The 20,771-nt window shown below is 62.9% G+C and carries 17 protein-coding genes and 1 pseudogene; 14 read left to right on the top strand and 4 right to left on the bottom strand.

Going from position 1 to position 20,771, the window contains the following annotated elements:
- Nucleotides 1–14: 14 nt before the first annotated feature.
- Nucleotides 15–1,772 (bottom strand): ATP-binding domain-containing protein, encoded by a 1,758-nt coding sequence (locus ACAX43_RS25780; RefSeq protein ID WP_370711229.1) that lies wholly within the window; start codon nucleotides 1,770–1,772, stop codon nucleotides 15–17.
- A 146-nt stretch (nucleotides 1,773–1,918) separates the two neighbouring features.
- On the opposite strand from ACAX43_RS25780, the gene ACAX43_RS25775 reads away from it, so the two are divergent.
- Both ACAX43_RS25775 and ACAX43_RS25770 read left to right on the top strand, forming a co-directional pair.
- Nucleotides 1,919–2,545 (top strand): glutathione S-transferase family protein, encoded by a 627-nt coding sequence (locus ACAX43_RS25775; RefSeq protein WP_370711228.1) that lies wholly within the window; start codon nucleotides 1,919–1,921, stop codon nucleotides 2,543–2,545.
- Between the two features lie 99 nt (nucleotides 2,546–2,644).
- Entirely contained in the window at nucleotides 2,645–3,214 is a 570-nt protein-coding gene (locus ACAX43_RS25770; RefSeq protein ID WP_370711227.1) for a Fur family transcriptional regulator, read from the top strand.
- Nucleotides 3,215–3,265: 51 nt separating this feature from the next.
- Here the strand turns inward: ACAX43_RS25770 and ACAX43_RS25765 are convergent, their stop codons facing one another.
- Nucleotides 3,266–3,778, bottom strand: a complete 513-nt coding sequence (locus ACAX43_RS25765) for a response regulator (RefSeq protein ID WP_370711226.1) — start codon at nucleotides 3,776–3,778, stop codon at nucleotides 3,266–3,268.
- A 480-nt stretch (nucleotides 3,779–4,258) separates the two neighbouring features.
- Between ACAX43_RS25765 and ACAX43_RS25760 the strand changes: the two are divergent.
- The 4 genes and pseudogenes from ACAX43_RS25760 to ACAX43_RS25745 form a co-directional block, all read left to right on the top strand.
- Nucleotides 4,259–4,691: pseudogene (locus ACAX43_RS25760) on the top strand (ribonuclease activity regulator RraA); the annotation flags it as partial.
- Nucleotides 4,692–4,918: 227 nt separating this feature from the next.
- Complete coding sequence (locus ACAX43_RS25755) at nucleotides 4,919–5,590, top strand: gluconate 2-dehydrogenase subunit 3 family protein (protein ID WP_370711225.1); 672 nt, start codon at nucleotides 4,919–4,921, stop codon at nucleotides 5,588–5,590.
- Between the two features lies 1 nt (nucleotide 5,591).
- A complete protein-coding gene (locus ACAX43_RS25750; protein ID WP_370711224.1) occupies nucleotides 5,592–7,370 on the top strand; it encodes a GMC family oxidoreductase in 1,779 nt (592 codons plus the stop codon).
- A gap of 14 nt (nucleotides 7,371–7,384) precedes the next feature.
- Complete coding sequence (locus tag ACAX43_RS25745) at nucleotides 7,385–8,764, top strand: cytochrome c (RefSeq protein ID WP_370711223.1); 1,380 nt, start codon at nucleotides 7,385–7,387, stop codon at nucleotides 8,762–8,764.
- A gap of 84 nt (nucleotides 8,765–8,848) precedes the next feature.
- Here the strand turns inward: ACAX43_RS25745 and ACAX43_RS25740 are convergent, their stop codons facing one another.
- Nucleotides 8,849–9,616, bottom strand: coding sequence for a TetR/AcrR family transcriptional regulator (locus tag ACAX43_RS25740; protein ID WP_370711332.1), 768 nt, complete (start codon nucleotides 9,614–9,616; stop codon nucleotides 8,849–8,851).
- A gap of 111 nt (nucleotides 9,617–9,727) precedes the next feature.
- On the opposite strand from ACAX43_RS25740, the gene ACAX43_RS25735 reads away from it, so the two are divergent.
- The 3 genes from ACAX43_RS25735 to ACAX43_RS25725 all read left to right on the top strand — a co-directional run bounded on the left by ACAX43_RS25735 (nucleotide 9,728) and on the right by ACAX43_RS25725 (nucleotide 13,881).
- The gene (locus ACAX43_RS25735; protein ID WP_370711222.1) at nucleotides 9,728–11,239 is read left to right on the top strand and encodes an MDR family MFS transporter; all 1,512 of its coding nucleotides are present in this window, start codon (nucleotides 9,728–9,730) and stop codon (nucleotides 11,237–11,239) included.
- 315 nt (nucleotides 11,240–11,554) lie between these two features.
- The gene (locus ACAX43_RS25730) at nucleotides 11,555–12,574 is read left to right on the top strand and encodes a hypothetical protein (protein WP_370711221.1); all 1,020 of its coding nucleotides are present in this window, start codon (nucleotides 11,555–11,557) and stop codon (nucleotides 12,572–12,574) included.
- Nucleotides 12,575–12,801: 227 nt separating this feature from the next.
- Nucleotides 12,802–13,881, top strand: coding sequence for a TAXI family TRAP transporter solute-binding subunit (locus tag ACAX43_RS25725; RefSeq protein ID WP_370711220.1), 1,080 nt, complete (start codon nucleotides 12,802–12,804; stop codon nucleotides 13,879–13,881).
- A gap of 22 nt (nucleotides 13,882–13,903) precedes the next feature.
- Here ACAX43_RS25725 and ACAX43_RS25720 read toward each other — a convergent pair whose 3' ends face one another.
- Nucleotides 13,904–15,340, bottom strand: a complete 1,437-nt coding sequence (locus ACAX43_RS25720; protein ID WP_370711219.1) for a PLP-dependent aminotransferase family protein — start codon at nucleotides 15,338–15,340, stop codon at nucleotides 13,904–13,906.
- A 117-nt stretch (nucleotides 15,341–15,457) separates the two neighbouring features.
- On the opposite strand from ACAX43_RS25720, the gene ACAX43_RS25715 reads away from it, so the two are divergent.
- The 5 genes from ACAX43_RS25715 to ACAX43_RS25695 all read left to right on the top strand — a co-directional run bounded on the left by ACAX43_RS25715 (nucleotide 15,458) and on the right by ACAX43_RS25695 (nucleotide 20,757).
- Nucleotides 15,458–16,345 (top strand): DMT family transporter, encoded by an 888-nt coding sequence (locus ACAX43_RS25715; protein ID WP_370711218.1) that lies wholly within the window; start codon nucleotides 15,458–15,460, stop codon nucleotides 16,343–16,345.
- 134 nt (nucleotides 16,346–16,479) lie between these two features.
- On the top strand, nucleotides 16,480–17,370 hold the full coding sequence (gene sapR / locus ACAX43_RS25710; protein ID WP_370711217.1) for a sap1 transcriptional regulator SapR: 891 nt from the start codon (nucleotides 16,480–16,482) through the stop codon (nucleotides 17,368–17,370).
- 16 nt (nucleotides 17,371–17,386) lie between these two features.
- Nucleotides 17,387–17,950 (top strand): D-alanyl-D-alanine dipeptidase, encoded by a 564-nt coding sequence (gene ddpX, locus ACAX43_RS25705; RefSeq protein ID WP_370711216.1) that lies wholly within the window; start codon nucleotides 17,387–17,389, stop codon nucleotides 17,948–17,950.
- 59 nt (nucleotides 17,951–18,009) lie between these two features.
- Nucleotides 18,010–19,614, top strand: a complete 1,605-nt coding sequence (locus ACAX43_RS25700; RefSeq protein WP_370711215.1) for an ABC transporter substrate-binding protein — start codon at nucleotides 18,010–18,012, stop codon at nucleotides 19,612–19,614.
- A 63-nt stretch (nucleotides 19,615–19,677) separates the two neighbouring features.
- On the top strand, nucleotides 19,678–20,757 hold the full coding sequence (locus ACAX43_RS25695) for an ABC transporter permease (protein ID WP_370711214.1): 1,080 nt from the start codon (nucleotides 19,678–19,680) through the stop codon (nucleotides 20,755–20,757).
- Nucleotides 20,758–20,771 lie beyond the last annotated feature (14 nt).

The raw sequence follows: 20,771 nt of genomic DNA, 5'->3' as shown, positions 1-20,771 counted from the left end.
GGGCACGCCTGACATCAGGCTTCTTTTGCCTCGCCGATCTCTTTGACTTCCTGGACCTCTTTACCGTCGCGCAGATGCAGATGCCGCGCGGCCCGCTGCGACGCGACGATGATCAGCTTCATCGTCGCACGCGTGGCGCCGACGAACAGTTTGCGCGCGATGCGCTCGTCGAAGGCATCGAAGTCGACCTCGGTGAGAATCACGCACGGTGCCGCCTGGCCCTTGAAGCGATAGATCGACTCGAACACCACATCCCCCTCTCGATACTCCGGGTTGCCGAACAGATCGTACTTGCCGGTGAAACTACGCAGCCGATGCGGCCCGAGATGATCCTGCGCGGTCATCGCCGAGCCTTCGCGGCCACGAAACGACAGCACCGCGATATCCTGCTTGCGAAACCCGAGCGACAGTGCCTGCGTAATCGCCCGCTTGGTCGCCTCGATGCTGCCTTCGGCGGCATTCGCCTCGTCGTAGACGGAGAGCGAAATATCGGAACCGTCGAACGGACTGCCCGATGCAAGACCTGCCGCGACCGGTACCGAGGCGCCGACCACGTCGCGCACATAATCGAGAATGTCGCGCGGACTGCGGTAGTTGGTGGTCTCTTTCAGTGTGGTCCAGCCGGGCAGCTCGACCGGTTCGCGCATATACAGGTTCTGCAGCGGGTCTTCGAGCCACCACCACGCGGCGCCCGGCCGCAACAGACGCTCCAGCGCGGCGACCCACGGCTGCTGGAAGTCCTGCCCTTCATCGACGATCAGAACGTCGAACTGCCAGCGCGCCTCGATCGGCGTTTCGGCGAAAACCGTTTCGAGCTGATCGAACGCCCTGAGGGAAGTCCCCCGCCCCGAAGAAAGTCCCCTTGGGGGATGGGGGGACACGTCGCCGGACTGGAAATCCGGTGCACGTCCTACGTCGCGCGCGATCCAGTCGCATAGCTGGTGATAGTTCGCCACCTTCGCTTCGGGCGGCGCGACCCGCGCGATGTGATCCGCAAGCGGCCGGTTGAAGCACACGTACAAAGGCCGCTGCCCGCGCGCCACCACGTCCTTCATCACCTGCACCGCCAGTTGCGTCTTGCCGGAGCCAGCCGTGCCGATCACGCGCAGGCGGAACGGCGAGAACTCGAGCCGCCGCGCCCAGGTCGCAAGACCGCCCGCCAGCCGCGTGACGAGCGTGCCGGCCTGGCCGACCAGCGCACTGGTGTCGGGCGTGAGCGCGAGTTCGTCGGCAAGAAAGTGGTGGATTTTAGGCGCGCAGGCAAGGCGCGGCTCGTCGGCCGGCAGCGCCTCGCGGATGACCGCTGCGAGCCGGTTCTTGCGCGTTGCGTCGACGATCCGCGCGGGATTCACGCCGGCAATCGCCGCGTCTTTGACGATGTGGTCCGGGCAATACAGCAGTTCTTCGACAAAATAGGTGCCCGCGCCGAACGCCGCGGTAAAGCGCCGGTGCAGCGTTTCGATGGTGTGCGCGAGCGCGATCGCCACATTGCGTTCCGTCTGAAGATAGACCTTGACGAGCCCCTTAGGCGTTTCGCGCAGAAACCCGGTTTTCTGTTCGATGATCATCACGCGCCCGGCCGGGCTGACGATCACGAAATCGGCCTCGCCGAACACCGAAAAACTCTGGTTCAGGCGGGTCCAATGCACGCCGTGATAAACGGTGTAGCCGTCGGGGAGCGCCTCTTCAAGCAACGCGAGAGTTTCGCGTTCACGTGCCGCCGCGCCGGTGGCGGCAAGGCTCTTCCAGTCGTCGGGGACAATGCGGGCCATGCGGTGCCTCGTCGTATTCGGGTGCGCTCATTGTACGCAACGCCCGCGCCCTGCCAGCACGCAAAACCACCGCATCGTGTATCGTTACTGGCTGAACGCCGCGCTGCTTGCGCAGCTTGCCAATCAAAAAGAAAAGGATTTGCAGGATGATAACAATCTGGGGACGCACCAACTCTGTCAATATTCAGAAAGTCTTGTGGTGTTGCGACGAACTGGTGCTGCCGTACGAGCGCATCGACGCGGGCCTGCAATTCGGCCGCAACAACGAGCCCGACTATCTCGCGATGAATCCTACGGCCAAGATTCCGACACTGGTCGACGACGACTTCGTGCTGTGGGAATCGAACTCGATCCTGCGTTATCTGGTGCTGCAATACGGCGAATCGAGCCTTCTGTATCCGTCCGAGCCGAAACTGCGCGCCAGCATCGACCGCTGGCTCGACTGGTCGCTCTCCACGCTGCAACCCGCCGAGCGTCCGGTGTTCTGGACCCTCGTGCGCACGCCGGCCGCCGAGCGCGACGCCGCCAAACTGGCCGCCGACTTCGGTGCGGTCACGCTGCTGTGGCGCATGCTGGACAACCATCTGCAAGGCCGCTTCTTCCTCGAAGGCGAGAAGTTTACGCTTGCCGATATCGTGATCGGCGCGTACGCGAAACGCTGGTTCGGGCTGGACGGCGTCGAGCGTCCCCCGCTGCCGAGTCTGGAGCGGTGGTATTCGCGGATTGCGACGCGCTCGGGCTTCAAGAAATACGTCGACTTCCCGCTAACCTAAGCCGTCCGGCCGCTCTTGCCTGATCACGGCGCCCAGCCGCGGCCGGCAGGCGCGCCGCGCGCTGGCACAGCGCGGTGCGTTGGCCTTTATAATCGACGCATGAAGACCGCCAAGCCCGCCGCGACCGCCGACCAAACCACCCCTGCCGCCTCCACTCATCGTCATGAGCCGGGGCACGCACACGGTGGTTCTCAGGAAGCCGCACTGACGCTCGCGGAAGAATATTGCCGCGAACGTGGCGAAAAACTCACGCCGCTGCGCCGCAAAGTGCTCGAATTGCTGCTGAATTCCGGGCGCGCCACCAAAGCTTATTCGCTGCTCGACGACATGCGCCAGATCCATCCCGGCTCGGCCCCCCCCACGGTTTACCGCGCGCTGGACTTTCTGCTCTCGGCTGGGCTCGTGCATCGGATCGAGTCGATCAATGCGTTCACCGTCTGCCACGACCTGACCCAATGCCAACACGGCATTCTGGTGGTCTGTCAGCAATGCGGCAACGTCACCGAACTGCACCAGCCGAAGCTTCGCCAGGCGCTTGTTGCGCAAATCGAAGACGCGGGCTATCGCCTTGCCAGCGATGAAATCGAATTGAAGGGATTGTGTTCCGCCTGTCAGGCCGTGGAAGCGGCCAGCGCTGGCGCTGCAGCACCGGTCGTGGCCGCCAGATAGCAACACGAACAGCAGCGCGAACGCCTGCGCCCACCGCCCGCCCGCGGCCGATCAACCCGCCGCGCGAGCGTCGATTGCGTCGTGCAGCAGCTTCACAAGATCTTCCGGTAATGCGGGCTTGGTCATGAAATGCTGAAAGCCCTCGCCGATGCTGCGCAAGCGGTAAGCGTCGTCGGTATGGCCTGTGAGCGCCACGGCTACCGAAGGCACGTGATCGCCACGAATCTCGTGATCGCGTAGCCGCTGGATCAGATAAAAGCCGTCCATGGCCGGTAATTCGAGGTCGCACACCACTGCGTCGGGCAACAGTCGCAGCGCCGCTTCGACGCCCGCTTCCGCATCCGCCACGGCGACGACATGCGCCCCTTCCGCTTCGAGTAATAAGGTCAGCGATTCCCGGCTATCCGGGTCGTCTTCGACGAGCACGATCACGGCCTGATCGAGTCTCAATGCTCCGTTCATTTTCTGTTGTTGCTCTAAAAAACCGGTTAGGCCCTCGGACGCGGCCAATGTATCGCCCTGCTGTTTGCCGCCGATTTGCACGGCTGCGGTATTGCTGTTCATGATCCGACTCGATTTCATGCGTCGAGTTGCATGCAGGCCCACGATTGTAAAACATGGCCCGAACGCAACGCGTGCATACAGTAACGCGCCAAAATTGCACGCTGATGAAAAGCCGGCATTCGGCGCCATTGCCATGACAGACCGATGCCGACACCCGATTCGCTGTGGCAGCTCGTACAAACCCTGTTTGTACCGCCTTTTACGCCCAGCGTCTTTTCCGACATTCGTATTCTTTGCGACGCGACCACGTTGCGTTCCCGCACGGCGCCCACCTCCCTCTCTCGAATAGCACGCTGCGTGCCACGGCGGTTTCGACATCACGCCGACATGTTTGCGCGAGCCGTCCGCCCCGGGGGCGGCGCTATCATCGCGTACACGAGACCGCAGCGGCTGCGTTCCGCCGCTGCGATGCAGCACGGCATGTGATTGCCATCTCTCCATTCCCCAAAATCTGAGGCGCTCGACACCATGTCCGATCTCGGCGAGCGCGGCAGCGCATCGTTCGGTTCGATCCTGATGCAACGGTTGCAGGTGCGCGGCGTGGCGGGCATGGTGTCCGATGGCCCGGTGCGACAGCACGACGATCGCCGCGCTCGGCCTGCCAGTGTTCTGCGCGGGAGCGAGCGCGCCGCCGAATCTGATTCGCCACCATGCGGTGGACATCGATGTGCCGATCGGCTGCGGCGGCGTAGCCGTATTTCCGGGGGACGTGATCGTGGGCGATACCGATGGCGTAGTGGTGATCCCACTCAAAATGGCGGCCGAAGTTGCGCAAGCCGCCGCCGAGCAGGAGCAACGCGAAGCGTTTCTCACCGAGCGTATTCGTGAAGGCGCCGCTCTGCCCGGCACTTATCCGCCGAACGAAACAACACGAGCTGCGTATGAAGCGTGGCGGCAGAAAATCAAGGCATGAACTGTCTTTTTACACGGATAGGCGGACCGCCCGCAAGCACAAATCCATCTCTTTATCGAAACCATTTCGTAATGATATTTCGCATACCGTAACTATTGAACTTAAGCTTCGTGTCATGCATCTACGTACCGTTACCCACATGATCGGTAAGTACGATGCAAAGAAATCCTCAACATCCGGTTGGCAATGAAATCGACGACCTATCATCCAATTCTCGCCGTCGCTTCATGTTCAAATCAGCTGCCTTGCTTCCCGCAGCCGTCACGCTCGCTGCCTGCGATTCAAGACAATCATCGACAACCAGCACGCTGGAACCAGCAGGCAAGTCCTACAGTCCTCGCTACTTCAACGCGGACGAATGGACCTTCATCCATGCTGCCGTCGCGCGGCTGATCCCTTCAGACGACATAGGCCCAGGCGCACTCGAACTCGATGTGCCCGTGTTCATCGATAAGCAGATGGAAGGAGAGTTCGGTTACGCCGCACGCTGGTACATGCAAGGTCCATTCACCCAGGCGTCGCCGCAGTTCGGCTATCAATCGCGGCTGACACCGCGCGAAGTTTACCGGCTCGGCATTGCAGAAACGAATGCCCATTGCTCACTGCAACATGGAAATCATTTTGCCAACCTAAGCATTCCCGACCAGGATGCCGTGCTGCATCAACTGGACGGCGGCGAACTGCGATTCAACAGCGTCGACGCCAAAACCTTCTTCGATTTCCTCCACTCGAACACGATCGAAGGCTATCTCGCGGACCCCGTGCACGGCGGCAACAAGCACGCGGGCAGCTGGAAGATGATCGGCTTTCCCGGCGCGCGGGCCGACTATCTGGACTTTGTCGGCCAGAACCAGCCGTATCCGTATGAGCCGGTCGGCGTCAAGGGCAAGGAGAATTGAGATGGCGGCAATCAAAACAAAGCCCGTGGACGTCGTACTGGTCGGCTTCGGCTGGACCGGCGCGATCATGGCAATGGAACTCACCGAGGCAGGTCTCGACGTGCTCGCGCTGGAGCGCGGCCCCGCGCGCGACACCAATCCGGATTTCGCCTACCCACGCATTGCCGACGAACTGACGTACGGCATCCGCTACGGTCTGATGCAGAACCTCGCGACCGAAACCGTCACCGTCCGTCATACCGCGCAAGATCAGGCGCTGCCCTACCGGCAACTCGGTTCGTTCCTGCTGGGCAACGGCGTAGGCGGTGCCGGCGCGCACTGGAACGGCATGCACTGGCGCGCCACCGCCGGCGACCTGCTCCTGCGCAGCCACTACGAACAACGCTACGGCAAGCGCTTCATTCCCGAGGACATGACGATTCAGGACTGGGGCGTGACCTACGAGGAACTGGAACCGTTCTACGACAAGTTCGAATATGTATGCGGCGTGTCGGGAAAAGCGGGCAATCTGAGCGGCAAGCCGAGCGCCGGCGGCAATCCTTTCGAGAGCCCGCGTACGCGCGACTACCCGTTGCCGCCACTCAAAGACAACCTTCCTGCGGCACTGTTTGCACAAGCCGCGCGCTCGCTCGGCTTCAAGCCGTTTCCGTCGCCTGCGTCGAATGCGTCCCAGGCCTATACCAACCCCTACGGCATGCAACTCGGCGCATGCAATTTCTGCGGCTATTGCGAACGCTTCGGCTGCTACATGTATTCGAAGGCATCGCCGCAGACCACCATCATTCCCGCGCTGCGCAAGAAGCCGAACTTCGAGTTGCGCGCGCAAGCGCACGTGACGCGCGTGAATCTCGATTCGTCGGGCAAGAAAGCCACGGGCGTCACGTACATCGACTCGCTGGGGCGCGAAGTAGAGCAGCCCGCCGACCTCGTGATTCTCTGCGCATACCAGATGCACAACGTGCGCCTGCTGCTGCTCTCGAAGATCGGCCGCCCCTACGATCCGCTCACGGGTCAGGGAACGGTCGGCAAGAACTACGCCTATCAGATGAATGGCGGCGTCTCGCTGTTCTTCGACAAGAACGTCTACCTGAATCCGTTCGCCGGCTCAGGCGCGGGTGGGCAAGCCATCGACGAATTCAACGGCGACAACTTCGACCATGGTCCGCTCGGTTTCATCGGCGGCGCCTACACGGCAGTCAACGTCACCGGCGGCAGGCCAATCCAGCAAGCCATGCTGCCGCCGGGCACACCGGCGTGGGGCGCGAAATGGAAAAGCGCGCTCAAGGAAAACTATCTGCATTCGATGACCATCGGCACCGAAGGCTCGGTGATGTCGTACCGCGACAATTTCCTCGACCTCGACCCGACCTATCGCGATGCCTACGGCCAGCCGCTTTTGCGCATGACCTTCAACTGGAAAAGTAACGACATCAGGATGTCGCAATACACCACCGGCCGAGCGGCGGAAATCGGCCGCGCAATGAAGCCGAAGCAACTGGTGATCAACACGAAGAAGATCGGCGATCAATACGACGTCCGTCCGTACCAAACCACCCACACCACCGGCGGCGCGATCATGGGCGAGCGCCCCGACCGCAGCGTGGTCAACAAGTATCTGCAAAGCTGGGACGTGCCGAACGTCTTCGTGCTCGGCGCCAGCGCCTTCCCGCAAAATTTTTCGTACAACCCGACCGGCACGGTCGGCGCACTTGCTTACTGGGCGGCACATGCGATTCGCACGCGCTATCTGAAGAACCCCGGCGCGCTGCTGGCCGTCTGATGAGGACGCAGAGCATGAAAAACTCTCTCCGGCTTCGCGTGACCGCCTCTGTCAGCACGGCGGCATTGTTGGCGTTTTTATCGGCGGCGCGCCTTGCATTCGGTCAAGCGGCCGTAACCCCTGCCGCTCGGATCGCATCCGCGGCCGTCGCCGCGCCAGGCACGCGGGCAATGGACACGCTCGCGCAACGCGGCGCTTATCTGGCCCGTGTGGGGGATTGCGCCGCATGCCATACGGCACCGGGCGGCAAACCGTTCGCAGGCGGTCTGCCGATGGAGACGCCGTTCGGCACGATCTACTCCACCAACATCACGCCCGACAAAGACACCGGCATCGGCGCCTACAGCTTTCAGGCATTCGACGACGCGGTGCGCCGCGGCACCTCGAAACGCAGCGGGCACCTCTATCCGGCAATGCCTTATCCGTCGTTCCGGATTTTGTCTCGCGACGACATGGCGGCGCTGTACGCGTACTTCATGAAGGGCGTCGCACCGGTAAATCAACCGGATCGCCCGAACCAGCTGCCGTTTCCGCTCAATGTGCGCGCTTTGATGATCGGCTGGAACCTGTTGTATCTGAAGGCCGACACGCCCTATCGCAACGATCCGTCGAAAAGTATCGAATGGAATCGCGGCGCCTATCTCGTGCAAGGGCTCGGCCATTGCGGCGCATGCCATACACCGCATGGCGCGACGGGCCAGGAAAAAGCCTTCAGCGAACAGGATGGCAGACGCTATCTGAGCGGCGCCACGCTGGCCGGCTGGAATGCGCCGACGCTCGCCGATGGGCTCGGCAGCGGGCTCGCGGGCTGGTCGACGGAGGAACTGGCGGCGTTTCTGAAGACCGGTCGCGGCGCGCATACCGCGGCATTCGGCGCCATGACGGAAGTGGTGAACGACAGCACGCAACATCTGCGCGACGCCGACCTGAAAGCCATCGCGGTCTACCTGAAGAGCCTCCCCCCCGAAGACGTCGCGCTCGGTCCGCCCGCCAGCGCCGAAGAAACCGCGAGGGCCACGCGCGCGTTGCGCGCCGGCGACCTGCGCGCTCGCGGCGCAGGCATCTATCTCGACAACTGCAATGCCTGCCATCGCTCGGACGGCACGGGCGCCGGCCAGACCTTCCCGTCGTTATCGGGCAACCCCGCGGTCAACGCAGTCGACCCGACCTCGCTGATTCATATCGTGCTGACCGGTTCGACGATGCCGTCGTCGTCCGCGCTGCCCGCGCCACTCGCCATGCCGGACTTTGGCTGGCGGCTGAGCGATCAGCAGATCGCCGACGTGCTGACGTTCATCCGTGGCAGTTGGGGAAATCAGGCGAAGCCGGTTGATGCATCGGCGGTGAATAAAATTCGGGCAGCACTTCACGCGCAGGCGCCGCGCAATCCCTGAACCAGGCGGAAAGCCGTGGCGCTGCCGGCGCACCTGACGGCGTTGCACCAGAACCAGAGCGCGCGCAAAAATCCGGCGCCGCCGTCAGCCCGCTTTTTTTGGACCGATGCCCTGCACCAGCAAAGCCACCGCATGCCGGGCAATTTCTTCGCCGCCGATTTTGCGCCGCACGGGGTCGTTACGCCACAGCTTCGAGGTGGCCAGCGGCAGAATTGTCAGGCCGAGCAGCGTGACGAACACCAGCGATGGTTCCAGCCCGGCATTCAGGCGTCCTTCCTTTTGCCAGCGCGCGATAGATGACAACGACGCCTTCTGATGCGTGTCGCCGAACCGTTCGTGCATGCGCTGGCGCAGCAGGCCGCCGTCGCTGATCACTTCGCGCACCCACAGCGACGGAAACCACGGATGCTCGGCCGCCACCTGCACCAGCCGCTGCGCGAGCTGCGTGATCGCCGCCACCGGATCGTCGGGATATTCCCGAAAAGGAACGCCGAGCGCCGCGCGCAGCGGGGCGAAACGCTCATCGATCAACACGTCGAGCAGTTGATCGCGTGTCTTGAAGTAGTAATGCACCATCGCCGGCGTGAAACCCGCCTCGCGGGCAATCTCACCGAGCGTGGTATCGACGATGCCCTGCCGCGCGAACAGCGCGAGCGCGACGTCGAGCAGGCGGCTGCGCTGCTCCGGGCCGCGCGCCGCCCCCGAAGGCCTGCCGGGACGCCGTGCGGGTGCGGCATTCGCGGAAGTGCCCGAGGGAGCCGCAGCCTGCTTCGACGTTTTTCGAGCCTTCACCGCGGGCGTGCCGCGCGGCCCGCTTCGCACCTTTTGTACTTCGGACGGAATCCTTGCCATTGCATTCAATTTGACGAGTGACGCGATGTCGCATATATTAATCTCTGAATTAATTAATTTCAATGCCGTGGTCCCATGAACCAATCGACAACGACTCAACCCACCGGGCTCATGCAGTCCGATGCGCAGCCGGACGCGCAGCCCGCCATGCCGGTAAGCGGCCACCCGCCGATCCGTCTGCTGTTTCCGGCGCTGCTGCTGGTGATGCTGCTCGCCGCACTCGATCAGACGATCGTCTCGACCGCGCTGCCGACCATCGTCGGCGAACTCGGCGGCCTCAACAATCTGTCCTGGGTGGTAACGGCCTACCTGCTCAGCTCAACCATCGTCGTGCCGCTGTACGGCAAATTCGGCGATCTGTTCGGCCGCAAGATCGTGCTGCAGACGGCAATCATCGTGTTTCTGGTCGGCTCTGTCCTGTGCGGCATCGCCCAGAACATGACCCAGCTTATCGTGCTGCGCGCGCTGCAAGGGCTCGGCGGCGGCGGCCTGCTCGTCGTGACGATGGCCGCTATCGCGGACGTCATTCCGCCCGCTGAACGCGGCCGCTATCAGGGCGTGTTCGGCGGCGTGTTCGGTCTCGCAACTGTCGTCGGGCCGCTGCTTGGGGGCTTTCTCGTCGAGCATCTCTCGTGGCGCTGGATTTTCTACATCAATCTGCCGCTCGGCATCATCTCGCTGGTCGTGATCGGCGCAGTCTTCAAACCGCACGTCCGGCATGTGAAGCACACCATCGACTACATGGGCGCCGCGTTTCTCGCCGGCGCGCTCACCTGCATCATCCTGTTCACGAGCCAGGGCGGCACGATCCTGCCGTGGTCTTCGCCGCAGTTGTGGTTCACGCTGGGCATGGGGCTGGTCGCGATCTGGGGCTTCATCCATGAAGAACGTAGCGCAGCGGAACCGATTCTGCCGCTCGCGCTCTTCAAGCAGCGCACGTTTTTGCTGAGCAGTCTGATCGGTTTCATCATCGGCGTGTCGCTGTTCGGCTCGGTCACTTTCCTGCCGCTTTATTTGCAGGTGGTCAAAGGCTCGACGCCGTCGGAAGCCGGCATGCAGATGCTGCCGATGATGGGCGGCCTGTTCGTGATGTCGATGGTGACCGGCCGTTTGATCAGCAAGATCGGCAAGTACCGCATGTTCCCGATCGCCGGCACGTTCCTCGTGGCCGTGGCCATGCTGCTGCTCGCGCGCCTGCAGATCAGCACGCCGATTCATGTGATGTATATCGACATGGGCATTCTCGGTTGCGGCCTCGGCATGGTGATGCAGGTGCTGATTCTCGCCGTGCAGAATACGGTCGAGTTCAAGCACATGGGCGTGGCCACCTCGGGCGCGACGCTGTTCCGCTCGATCGGCGGCTCGATCGGCGTGGCCAGTTTCGGCGCGGTGTTTTCGAACGGCCTCGCCACACGCCTCGAAAAACTGATTCCGCCCGACACCGAATTGCCGCGCGCGCTCGGACCGATGGCCATCCACCAGTTGCCCGAAGCGTTGCGCGACGACTATCTGCAGGCGTTTGCCGGCGCGTTGCACACGGTGTATCTGTCGGCAGCCTGCGTGGTGGTGCTGGCCTTCGCGCTCGCGTGGCTTCTGAAGGATCATCCCCTGCGCAAACGCTGATCGCGTCACGTTTCCTGCAAGCGCTCCCGCCAAGCGCTTGATGACGAGGTCGAACGCCGCCCGTTCGTCCCGCCGACATATCCAGTGTTTCGTCATACCGATAAAAGTGCGCCGACGCAGATAAAGTAGGTGAGAACGTCGATTGACGTTCTCACCGAAACGCCACATATTGCAAGCAGCGGCACCGCAAGCAAGGACTTGCGTCCCGAGGCTCTCCCTTGCATGTGGATCGTGGTTTCCGCGGACATCGGTCCTGCCTCAACACGATCTGGAGCATGCCGTAACGGCATCGTTTTCCAAAGGTGGGTCCACAGTATGTCCACCCAGACAGCACTCGGCCATAGTTTTCCGACGCCCTGCAAACGCTGTGGCGGTGCCCTGTACCGGCAAGTCGACTATTGCCCGTATTGCGGCGAGGTGCATCCGCTCGACACGGGCCCGCACAAGCGCACCGTCATTCCCGGCAGCCGTGCCAGCGCCATGAGTAAATCCGCGCAGAAAAACGGCTTCGAAGCGGTACCGCCCAGCGAAACCGACCTCACCGCACATCCCGCGCCCACCGGCGAGGCTGTGCACGCAGAGACCGCCATCCAGGCGCCGATACTCGCCACGCCCGCTGCGACTATTCCCTCGCTCGACGAGCTGCCGCCTTCGAGCGGTCGCGGCGTGCTCACGGTGCGCCGGGTGTTGCTTGCGATTGTGGCGATTGTCGCCATCGGACTAGCGTATGGCGGCTACGCGCTATTCAACGACAACCACGAGTCGCATACCGGCGATACGGACCAGACCGCCGACAACGTTCAGGATGCCAGGACGACGACTGGCACGATCGCGCCGTATGTCCCCGCTCGGCCGGCCAATCAGGTCGCCGCGGTTAAGCCCATGGTTCCGGCCAATCCTGCAAAGACCGCTCCGGCAACACCAGCACCGCCGATCGTGCCGCCGATAGCCGCAGCGCCTGTCAAACCGGCATCGCCGCAGTTCCGCGATGCCGCGCAAGCGCTGCAGGCGGCGCGGCTCGCCTTCCGCGCCAACGACCTGTCCGCGGCTCAAGCGGCGCTGGGTGCGGCGCAAACGTTGCAGCCCGGCAACCCCGACGCGCAAAACCTGCTGACCGAATTGAGGCCGCTTACCGCGCGTCGCGACACCGCGTTGCAGGCTGCGCAAATGTGCGCCGCGCAGCAGTCGTGGACCTGCGCACGCCAGCACGCCACCGAGGCGCTCACTATCGACACCGGCAATGACGCCGCGAAGACCATCCTCGAACGCGTGATTCGCGAGACCGGCTGGGCGCCGCTCAACCCGCACGCCGCGACAGGCAGTCCGGCGCATTAGCAATCTTTTGGACACCGAATTTCGCAGCCTCTCGCACGATGAAGCGCATGACTTGCTGGATGAAACACGGCATGCCCGATTACATCTCTGTTCGCGTGGGCTGTGAGCGGCAACAGACGGACATTGCACGCGCAGCGCACTGAATATGACATGGCAACCGACTCTCCAGTGCTTCGCGCGCGCGGGCGCGAGAAGCTGTTCAAACCTGACCGATAGGTAGATAGACCATGCTGAAGAGACTTCTGGCGGGATGGCTGGGACTGGCGCTGATGGTCATGTCATCGTTTGCTTTCGCGGAACCCGCTCACTACAAGATCGTCACCGGTCCGGAACGGGGCACGTATATTCAGATCGGCCAGGATCTGTCGAAATGGGTGGCACAGCCGGCGGGCATCGACCTGGAAGTGATGGCGTCGAAGGGCTCGGCTGAAAACGTGCAGCGCATGCGCTTCGAGCCGGGTGTGAAGCTCGCGCTAGTGCAGTCCGATGTGTATCAGGCCTACATCGATATGGCCAACGCCGGCAACGCCGACGCGGGCACGGCGATCCGGCCGCTACGGCTCATCATGCCGCTCTACGACGAGGAAATTAACGTCGTGGTGCGCGCGGACTCGCCGATGAAAACCTTCGCCGACATCAAAGACAAGAGCATCAGCGTCGGCCTGCTCGGCAGCGGCACCGCTCAATCGGCCACGACGCTGTATCACCTCATGTTCGGCCAGACGATTCCCGAGCAGAACGTCCAGCACCTGAGCAACGAAGACGCGCTGGCCGCATTGATCGTCAAGAAGGTGGACGTTGCGATCATCGTGGTCGGGCAGCCGGCAAAACTGTTCAACGACATGAATCCCGACCTGTTGCAACAGATCCGCCTGCTGAAAGTCGATTCCGCCGCGCCCGAAACCGCCCGTGCGAAACAGACGTATTTTCCCGCGACGATCCGCGCGGCCAGCTATCCGAACTGGCTCAAGGAAGACGTCCCCACATTGACCGTGAAGGCCTTTCTCGTCACCTACGATTACGGTCTGCGCGATACCGTCGGCAACCTGAATCACTTTGCCGACTCGCTGTGCGCCAACTTCGACAATCTGCAGGAACACGGGCACCCGAAGTGGAAACAGGTGAAGCTTGAATTGCCGGCGCTCGTGCGCGGATGGAAATACTACGGACCGGTGGAGAAACATTTGCGCGCGTGCCTCGCGAACAGGAGTGCGACGATCAACGCAACGGCCGCCGCTGCGCAAGCCGCGCGGAAACCACGCCCCTCCTGCACGGATCAGGAGCGCCTGCTTTTGCTGTGCAAATAAAGTCGCGCGGCGAAACGCGCGTTCAGGCGTGCGCTTTCGATGCGGCGGATGCTTCCATCGCCCGTTGCAGCGCTTCGTACACCTTCGGGCGGTTGCATTGCGACACATTGAACCGCAGGAACCCGGCCGCCGATTGCGACGCGCTGAACACATTGCCGGGCGCGAACACCACGCTTCCGGCTAACGCATGACGCGCGATGTCGGCGGCGTCGAGCGCATCCGGCAAACGCGCCCACACGAACATACCGGCGCGTGGCCGCGTCCACACTTCCAGGCCTGCATAGCCCAGGCGCCTGACCGTCTCCCCCATGGCGTCCGCGAGCTTCGCGCGCATCGATTCCAGATGCCGCCGATACGTGCCGTCCACCAGCAAACGGTGCACAACGCTCGCCGCGAGCTGGCCGTTGCCGAACGACGTTGCCAGCTTCAGATCGATCAGCGGCTCGATCCATTCGGCACGCGCGGCGATATAGCCGCAACGCACCGCCGCGGACAGCGTCTTCGAAAAACTGCCGATCGACACCACCCGCGAGAGACCGTCGAACGCCGCGAGACGCGGCGCGGGTTCGTCTTCGAAGTCGGCGAAGATATCGTCCTCGACGATCAGCAAATCGTGCTCACCCGCCAGTTTCAGCAGCCGATGCGCGATGGCCGGCGCAAGTGTGGCGCCAGTCGGATTGTGGATGGCGGAATTGGTCACATAAAGCCGCGGACGGTGCTCGATCAGTGCCCGCTCGAATGCCGCCAGATCGGGCCCCGACGGCGTATAAGGCACGCCGACGATGCGGGCGCGATGCGCGCGCAACAGCGCCTGGAAGTTGAAATAGCACGGGTCGTCGATCAGGACGGTGTCGCCGGGTTCGAGCAGCAGGCGGCACACAAGATCGAGCGCGTGCGTGCCGCCATCGGTCAACACGATCTGCTCCGGAGGCGCTTCCACGCCGTGCTGAGCGAGCCGCCACGCAAGTTGCTGACGCAGCGCCGGCAAACCGCGCGGGCTCGCGTATTCGGCGAGCGGCGACTGCGGATCGCGCGCCACCGCACGCAACGCGCGGCGCACGCCGTCCTCCGGCAGCCATGAAGGCGGCATCCAGCCGCATCCCGGCTTGAGGACCTTCGCGTCGGCCTCCAGCGACTGCCGCGTAAGCCACAATGGATCGAGGTCGCGATCCAGGCGTGGTCCGAGATCGGCGAGCGCGAGGGGCGGCGCATGGCCCGACACGAAAAAGCCGGAGCCGCGCCGCGCCACGATCACCCCTTCCGCGACCAGCCGGTCGTACGCTTCCACGACCGTCGACTTCGACACGCCGAGCGTCTCGGTCATTACACGAATCGACGGCACGCGCGCGCCCGGCATCAGCGAACGGCTCGCAATGCGCTCGCGCAAGCTGTCCATCACCGTGCCGACGCGCGTGCCTTGCACACCTGTGGCCGCGCGGTTGCTATCACTTTCCGCCATCTGTACTGCTCCATGTTCGGTACAGTTTGTACGAATTGTACTGATCCGTAGCTTACCCTTTAGAACCGGAAAGCGGATGCTATGGGTTCAATTTTCAAATGCGCATGGGCTCTTCCGATGGACAAGACAACGAACGGCTGGGTGAGCGGCATGGTGGGGGTGTTGATTTTCAGCGGCTCGCTGCCCGCCACGCGAATCGCCGTGCAAGGCCTCGATCCCGTGTTCCTGACGGTAGCCCGCGCGACCATCGCGGGTACCTTGGGTCTGCTGCTATTGCTCGTGTTTCGCCAGGCCCGGCCGGCCAGGCGCGACCTCATCCCGTTGGTGGTGGTCGCACTCGGCGTGGTGGTCGGCTTTCCGCTGTTGACCGCTCTCGCGCTGCGTCACGTGAGTTCTGCGCATGCCGTGGTGTTCGTCGGACTCCTGCCGTTGTCCACCGCGATCTTCGGCGTGCTGCGCGGCGGCGAGCGCCCGCAGCCGGCGTTCTGGCTGTTTTCGGCGCTCGGCAGCAGCGCCGTGGTCGCGTTCGCCTTGCGCCACGGCCTGGACGCGTCGCCGCTCGGCGATGCGCTGATGCTGGCGGCGATCGTTGTCTGCGGTTTGGGTTATGCAGAAGGCGCGCGGCTGTCGCGCCATCTCGGCGGCTGGCAGGTGATTTCGTGGGCGCTGGTACTGTCGCTGCCGGTGATGCTGCCGCTCGCCTGGTGGGCACGGCCTGCATCGTTCGAAGGCGTGAGCCACGCCGCGCTCTGGGGGCTCGCGTACGTGTCGCTGTTCAGCATGCTGATTGGCTTCGTGTTCTGGTATCGCGGACTGGCGCTCGGCGGCATTGCCGGCGTCGGACAGCTGCAATTGCTACAGCCGTTTTTCGGCTTGCTGCTGGCCGCGTTGCTGCTGCATGAACAGGTCCCGCCCGCGATGATTCTGGTCAGCGTGGTAGTGGTGGCGTGCGTGGCTGGGGCGAGGCGCTTTTCCCGACCGGTGCCGGCACGGCAGGTCGTGTAGGAATTGCTTCGCTAAATCCTATCGAACATCGCTTCCCGATTACTTTTTTAAGCTGGCGCTGAGTTTATTGGTTTTGTTAGATACGTGTCATTGCTAAAAATAATGACAAACAACTAACCCCGATCAGCGCCACGATGCCGACTGCTTTCGCCCAGACCGTCGAAGCCCGCTTCGCCGAACTCACGCCTACCGCCAAGCGGATCGCCAGTTATCTGCTCGCCAATCTGGACAGGCTGGGCCTCGAGACCGCCGACCAGATCGCGCAGCAGGCCGGCACGAGCGGCATCTCCGTCGGCCGGTTCCTGCGCAGCGTCGGCTACCAGAATCTCGACGATCTTAAACGCGAACTGCGCGGCACGCAGGAACGCCCGTGGATGATCACGGATCGCCTCGACGCGTTCCGCCGCGTATCCAGCGAACAGGGCGAAGCCGCGCAGGCCGGCACCGCGCCCGCACCGAGTCCCGCCCTCGCCCGCTCGCTCGACCTCGAAATCGGCGCGATTCAGCACGTCTACCAACTCGCGCAGTCGACGATGTTCGCGCGCGTGGCCGAACGCATTTCGAGCGCGGACGCCATCTATATCCTCGGCATTCAATCGACTCGCGGCATCAGCAATGCGTTCTACAGCTACCTCGAATATATCCGCCCGCGAGTGTTCTATTCCGACGGCATGTCAGGCTCGTACGTCGATTCGCTGAACTCCGAGTTCGCGTCGCCGTATCTGATCGTCACCGACACCCGCGCCTACTCGACGATCGCGCGCCGCTATTGTGAGGCCGCCACGCGTCGCGGCCTGCCCTTCGTGCTCGTCACCGATATTTATTGCCCGTGGGCGAGAGACTTTGCGGGCGATCTCCTGCAGGTCAAGACCGACGTCGGCCAGTTCTGGGACTCGCTCGCGCCGCTCACCTGTCTCTTCAATCTGCTGATCAGCGCGATCGTCGACAGGCTCGGACCGACGCTAGACGAACGCGTGGCCCGCAATCGCGAACTGCAAGGCGAACTCAACCAGTTCGATCTTTGAACCTCACTTCACCGACATGAACCACCACCGACTCATCGAGATCACGCCCGCCACGCACGGCGTCCACATCGACCTCGTCTACGCGACGCCGCGCAATCTCACCGGCAAGCCGATCTACAAAGCCGCGCACTGCCTGCTGCTGGAGCCCGCCGAAGCAGCCCTGCGCCGCGCGGTGGAACTCGCGCGCAACATCGGCGCGACCCTGCGCATTTTCGACGCCTACCGTCCGCCGCAAGCACAGCAGGTGCTATGGGACTTTCTGCCCGATCCCACCTACATCGCCGATCTCAGCCGCGGTTCCAACCATAGCCGCGGTACCGCGCTCGACCTGACGCTCGTCGATGCGAACGGTGAGGAACTCGACATGGGCACCGGCTTCGACGCCATGACGATCGAGTCCGAGCACTTTCACCCCGGCTTGCCCGAGCATGTGCAACGCAACCGCACACTGCTGCTCGGCGTGATGCACGGTGCGGGCTTCACCCATATCAAAAGCGAATGGTGGCATTACGAGCTGCCGGGCTCGCTCGCCTTGCCGCTGCTCGACAACAGCGAGAGCGGCCCACTACGCTTGATGTAACGCCTTCGACTTTGCAGTGCCCATCTTCCCAGGTTTTTTACCTTCCTCACGGAGCGAGTATGAAAGTGGTTTTGCGCAATGCGCTGGCAGTGGCCGCCGTCGCGTCGGCTTTGGCGCTGTCTGTGGCGGGTGGCCCCGCTCAGGCGGCCACGCCGAAAGACATGTTCGTCATGGCGACGCTGCTAGATGAATTCACCACGCTCGATCCAGGCGAAATCTACGAGCTCGTGCCGGAAGAATATGTGGCGAACACCTACGACCGCCTCGTGCGCGTCGATCTGCGCGATCCGTCCAGATTCAACGGCGACGTCGCGCAATCGTGGACGGTCAGCCCCGATGGCCTTACCTTCACGTTCAAGATCCGCCCGGGCCTCAAGTTCCACTCGGGCAATCCGCTGACGGCCGACGACGTCGCGTGGTCGATCCAGCGCGCCGTGCTGCTCGACAAAGGCCCGGCGACGGTTCTGCAGGGCATCGGCCTCGGGAAAGACAACGTACTGCAGCGCGTGAAGAAAGTCGACGACAGCACCGTCAGCGTGACGACCGACCAGAAATACGCACCGACCTTCGTGCTCAATGTGCTCGGCTCATGGCCCGCCTCGGTACTCGACCAGAAGCTGTTGATGTCGCATCAGAAGGGTAACGACTTCGGCAACGACTGGCTGCGCACCAACGAGGCCGGCTCCGGCGCATACAAGCTGGTCAAGTGGACCGCCAACGACAGCATCGTGCTGCAACGCTTCGACGGCTACCGTGTGCCGCTCGCGATGAAACGCATCGTGTTGCGCCATGTGCCGGAAGCGGCGAGCCAGCGTCTTCTGCTGGAAAACGGCGACGTCGACGTCGCGCGCGACCTGAGCCCCGACGACCTCGCCGCCCTCGAGAAGAGTGGTAAGGCGCGCGTGACGCCGGTGCCGCAAGCCACGCTGATGTATCTCGGCCTGAACGTGAAGAACCCGAACCTCGCCAAACCCGACGTGCAGGAAGCGATGAAATGGCTGATCGACTACAAGGGCATTCAGGATCACATTGTGCGGTCGACCTACAAGGTGCATGAAACCTTCCTGCCGGAAGGCTTTCTCGGCGCGCTGAATACGAACCCGTATCAGCAGAACGTCGCCAAGGCCCGGGCGCTACTGGCGAAAGCCGGACTCGCCAACGGCTTCACGGTGAAGATGGACGTGCGTAACGACTACCCGTACAACGAAATCGCGCAGGCAGTGCAGGCTAATCTCGCGCAGGCCAATATCAAGGTCGAGATCATTCCGGGCGACAACAAACAGACGCTCGCGAAATATCGCGCCCGTCAGCACGATATCTATATCGGCGAATGGTCGGCGGACTATATCGATCCGCACAGCAACGCCCAGGGGTTCGCGTGGAATCCGGACAACAGCGACGGTTCGAGCTACAAGATGCTCGCCTGGCGCAATGCGTGGAACATTCCCGAGTTGACGAAGGAAACCAACGCGGCGCTCGCCGAATCGTCGACGGTCAAACGCGCGCAGATGTATCAAGCGATGCAGAAGGAAGTGCTGGCGAAGTCGCCGTTCGTCATCATGTTCCAGAAGGTCGCGCAGGTGGCGTACCGTCCGGGCGTGAGCGGTCTGGACGTCGGCCCGATCAATGATCTCGTGTCGTATCGCGATCTGAAGAAGCAGTAAGCGTCGAGCCTGAGCGTGGCCATTGCGAATTGCAGGGTCGCGCTTCAGGCAAGGAAGATAAACATGTCGACTCCCGTCACGCCCGTCAGCCCACTGGACCGCGTACGCGCGTTCTCCGCCGATCACGGCGGCGTACGCTGGACCCTCCTTCTGCTGCGCTGGGCTCTCACGCTGCTGATCACGTTTGTCGGCCTGCTCGCGGTGACCTTCATCATTGGCCGCAAGGTGCCGATCGATCCGGTGCTGGCTGTGCTCGGCGATCGTGCTTCCGCGCACGCCTATGCCGCGATGCGCGTCGAACTCGGCCTCGACAAACCGCTCGCGGTGCAATTTCTCATCTACGTGCGCGACGTGTTGCACGGCAATCTCGGCGTCTCGCTGCTGACCGCGAATCCGGTACTCGACGACATCAAGCGCGTATTCCCCGCCACGCTTGAACTCGCAACGCTATCGACGATTCTCGGCGTGCTGGTGGGTGTCCCGCTCGGCGTGATCGCCGCGGTGCGCCATAACCGCTGGATCGATCATGTTGCCCGCTTCGTGGGGCTCATCGGCAGCTCGGTACCTGTCTTCTGGCTGGGCTTGATGGGCCTGCTGCTGTTCTACGCCAAGCTGCATTGGGTGTCCGGTCCCGGCCGCATCGATCCGGTGTTCGACGGCATGGTCGACACCCATACCGGCAGCCTGCTGATCGACGCGCTGATCGCCGGCGAATGGGACGTCTTCTTCAACGCGCTGTCGCATATCGCGCTGCCCGCGGCGATTCTCGGCTACTACTCGGTCGCTTATCTGAGCCGTATGACACGCTCGTTCATGCTCGACCAGTTGAGCCAGGAGTACATCACCACGGCGCGCGCCAAAGGCCTGCCCGAGCGCCGCGTGATCTGGCGGCACGCGTTCGGCAACATTGCCGTGCCGCTCCTTACCGTGATCGCGCTCACCTACAGCTATCTGCTTGAAGGCTCGGTGCTGACCGAAATCGTATTTGCGTGGCCCGGCATCGGTTCTTACCTCACCGGCGCATTGCTCAATGCCGATATGAACGCGGTACTCGGCAGCACGCTCGTGATCGGCATCACCTTCATCGCCCTCAACCTGCTGACCGACGCGCTGTACCGCGTGTTCGATCCGCGCGCTCGCTGATGCCCCGGAGATCG

The sequence above is a fragment of the Paraburkholderia sp. IW21 genome (genome assembly GCF_041321145.1).
Classification (GTDB): Bacteria; Pseudomonadota; Gammaproteobacteria; order Burkholderiales; family Burkholderiaceae; genus Paraburkholderia.
The sequence above is the reverse complement of the archived record's forward strand: the minus strand, read 5'-3'. Positions and strand labels throughout refer to the sequence as shown.

What these genes read in the sequence shown, in the direction of transcription:
- ACAX43_RS25780 (WP_370711229.1), bottom strand. Translation starts at nt 1,772, where the DNA reads ATGGCCCGCATTGTCCCCGACGACTGGAAGAGCCTTGCCGCCACCGGC.
- ACAX43_RS25775 (WP_370711228.1), top strand. Translation starts at nt 1,919, where the DNA reads ATGATAACAATCTGGGGACGCACCAACTCTGTCAATATTCAGAAAGTC.
- ACAX43_RS25770 (WP_370711227.1), top strand. Translation starts at nt 2,645, where the DNA reads ATGAAGACCGCCAAGCCCGCCGCGACCGCCGACCAAACCACCCCTGCC.
- ACAX43_RS25765 (WP_370711226.1), bottom strand. Translation starts at nt 3,778, where the DNA reads ATGAACAGCAATACCGCAGCCGTGCAAATCGGCGGCAAACAGCAGGGC.
- ACAX43_RS25755 (WP_370711225.1), top strand. Translation starts at nt 4,919, where the DNA reads ATGTTCAAATCAGCTGCCTTGCTTCCCGCAGCCGTCACGCTCGCTGCC.
- ACAX43_RS25750 (WP_370711224.1), top strand. Translation starts at nt 5,592, where the DNA reads ATGGCGGCAATCAAAACAAAGCCCGTGGACGTCGTACTGGTCGGCTTC.
- ACAX43_RS25745 (WP_370711223.1), top strand. Translation starts at nt 7,385, where the DNA reads ATGAAAAACTCTCTCCGGCTTCGCGTGACCGCCTCTGTCAGCACGGCG.
- ACAX43_RS25740 (WP_370711332.1), bottom strand. Translation starts at nt 9,616, where the DNA reads ATGGCAAGGATTCCGTCCGAAGTACAAAAGGTGCGAAGCGGGCCGCGC.
- ACAX43_RS25735 (WP_370711222.1), top strand. Translation starts at nt 9,728, where the DNA reads ATGCAGTCCGATGCGCAGCCGGACGCGCAGCCCGCCATGCCGGTAAGC.
- ACAX43_RS25730 (WP_370711221.1), top strand. Translation starts at nt 11,555, where the DNA reads ATGTCCACCCAGACAGCACTCGGCCATAGTTTTCCGACGCCCTGCAAA.
- ACAX43_RS25725 (WP_370711220.1), top strand. Translation starts at nt 12,802, where the DNA reads ATGCTGAAGAGACTTCTGGCGGGATGGCTGGGACTGGCGCTGATGGTC.
- ACAX43_RS25720 (WP_370711219.1), bottom strand. Translation starts at nt 15,340, where the DNA reads ATGGCGGAAAGTGATAGCAACCGCGCGGCCACAGGTGTGCAAGGCACG.
- ACAX43_RS25715 (WP_370711218.1), top strand. Translation starts at nt 15,458, where the DNA reads ATGGACAAGACAACGAACGGCTGGGTGAGCGGCATGGTGGGGGTGTTG.
- sapR (WP_370711217.1), top strand. Translation starts at nt 16,480, where the DNA reads ATGCCGACTGCTTTCGCCCAGACCGTCGAAGCCCGCTTCGCCGAACTC.
- ddpX (WP_370711216.1), top strand. Translation starts at nt 17,387, where the DNA reads ATGAACCACCACCGACTCATCGAGATCACGCCCGCCACGCACGGCGTC.
- ACAX43_RS25700 (WP_370711215.1), top strand. Translation starts at nt 18,010, where the DNA reads ATGAAAGTGGTTTTGCGCAATGCGCTGGCAGTGGCCGCCGTCGCGTCG.
- ACAX43_RS25695 (WP_370711214.1), top strand. Translation starts at nt 19,678, where the DNA reads ATGTCGACTCCCGTCACGCCCGTCAGCCCACTGGACCGCGTACGCGCG.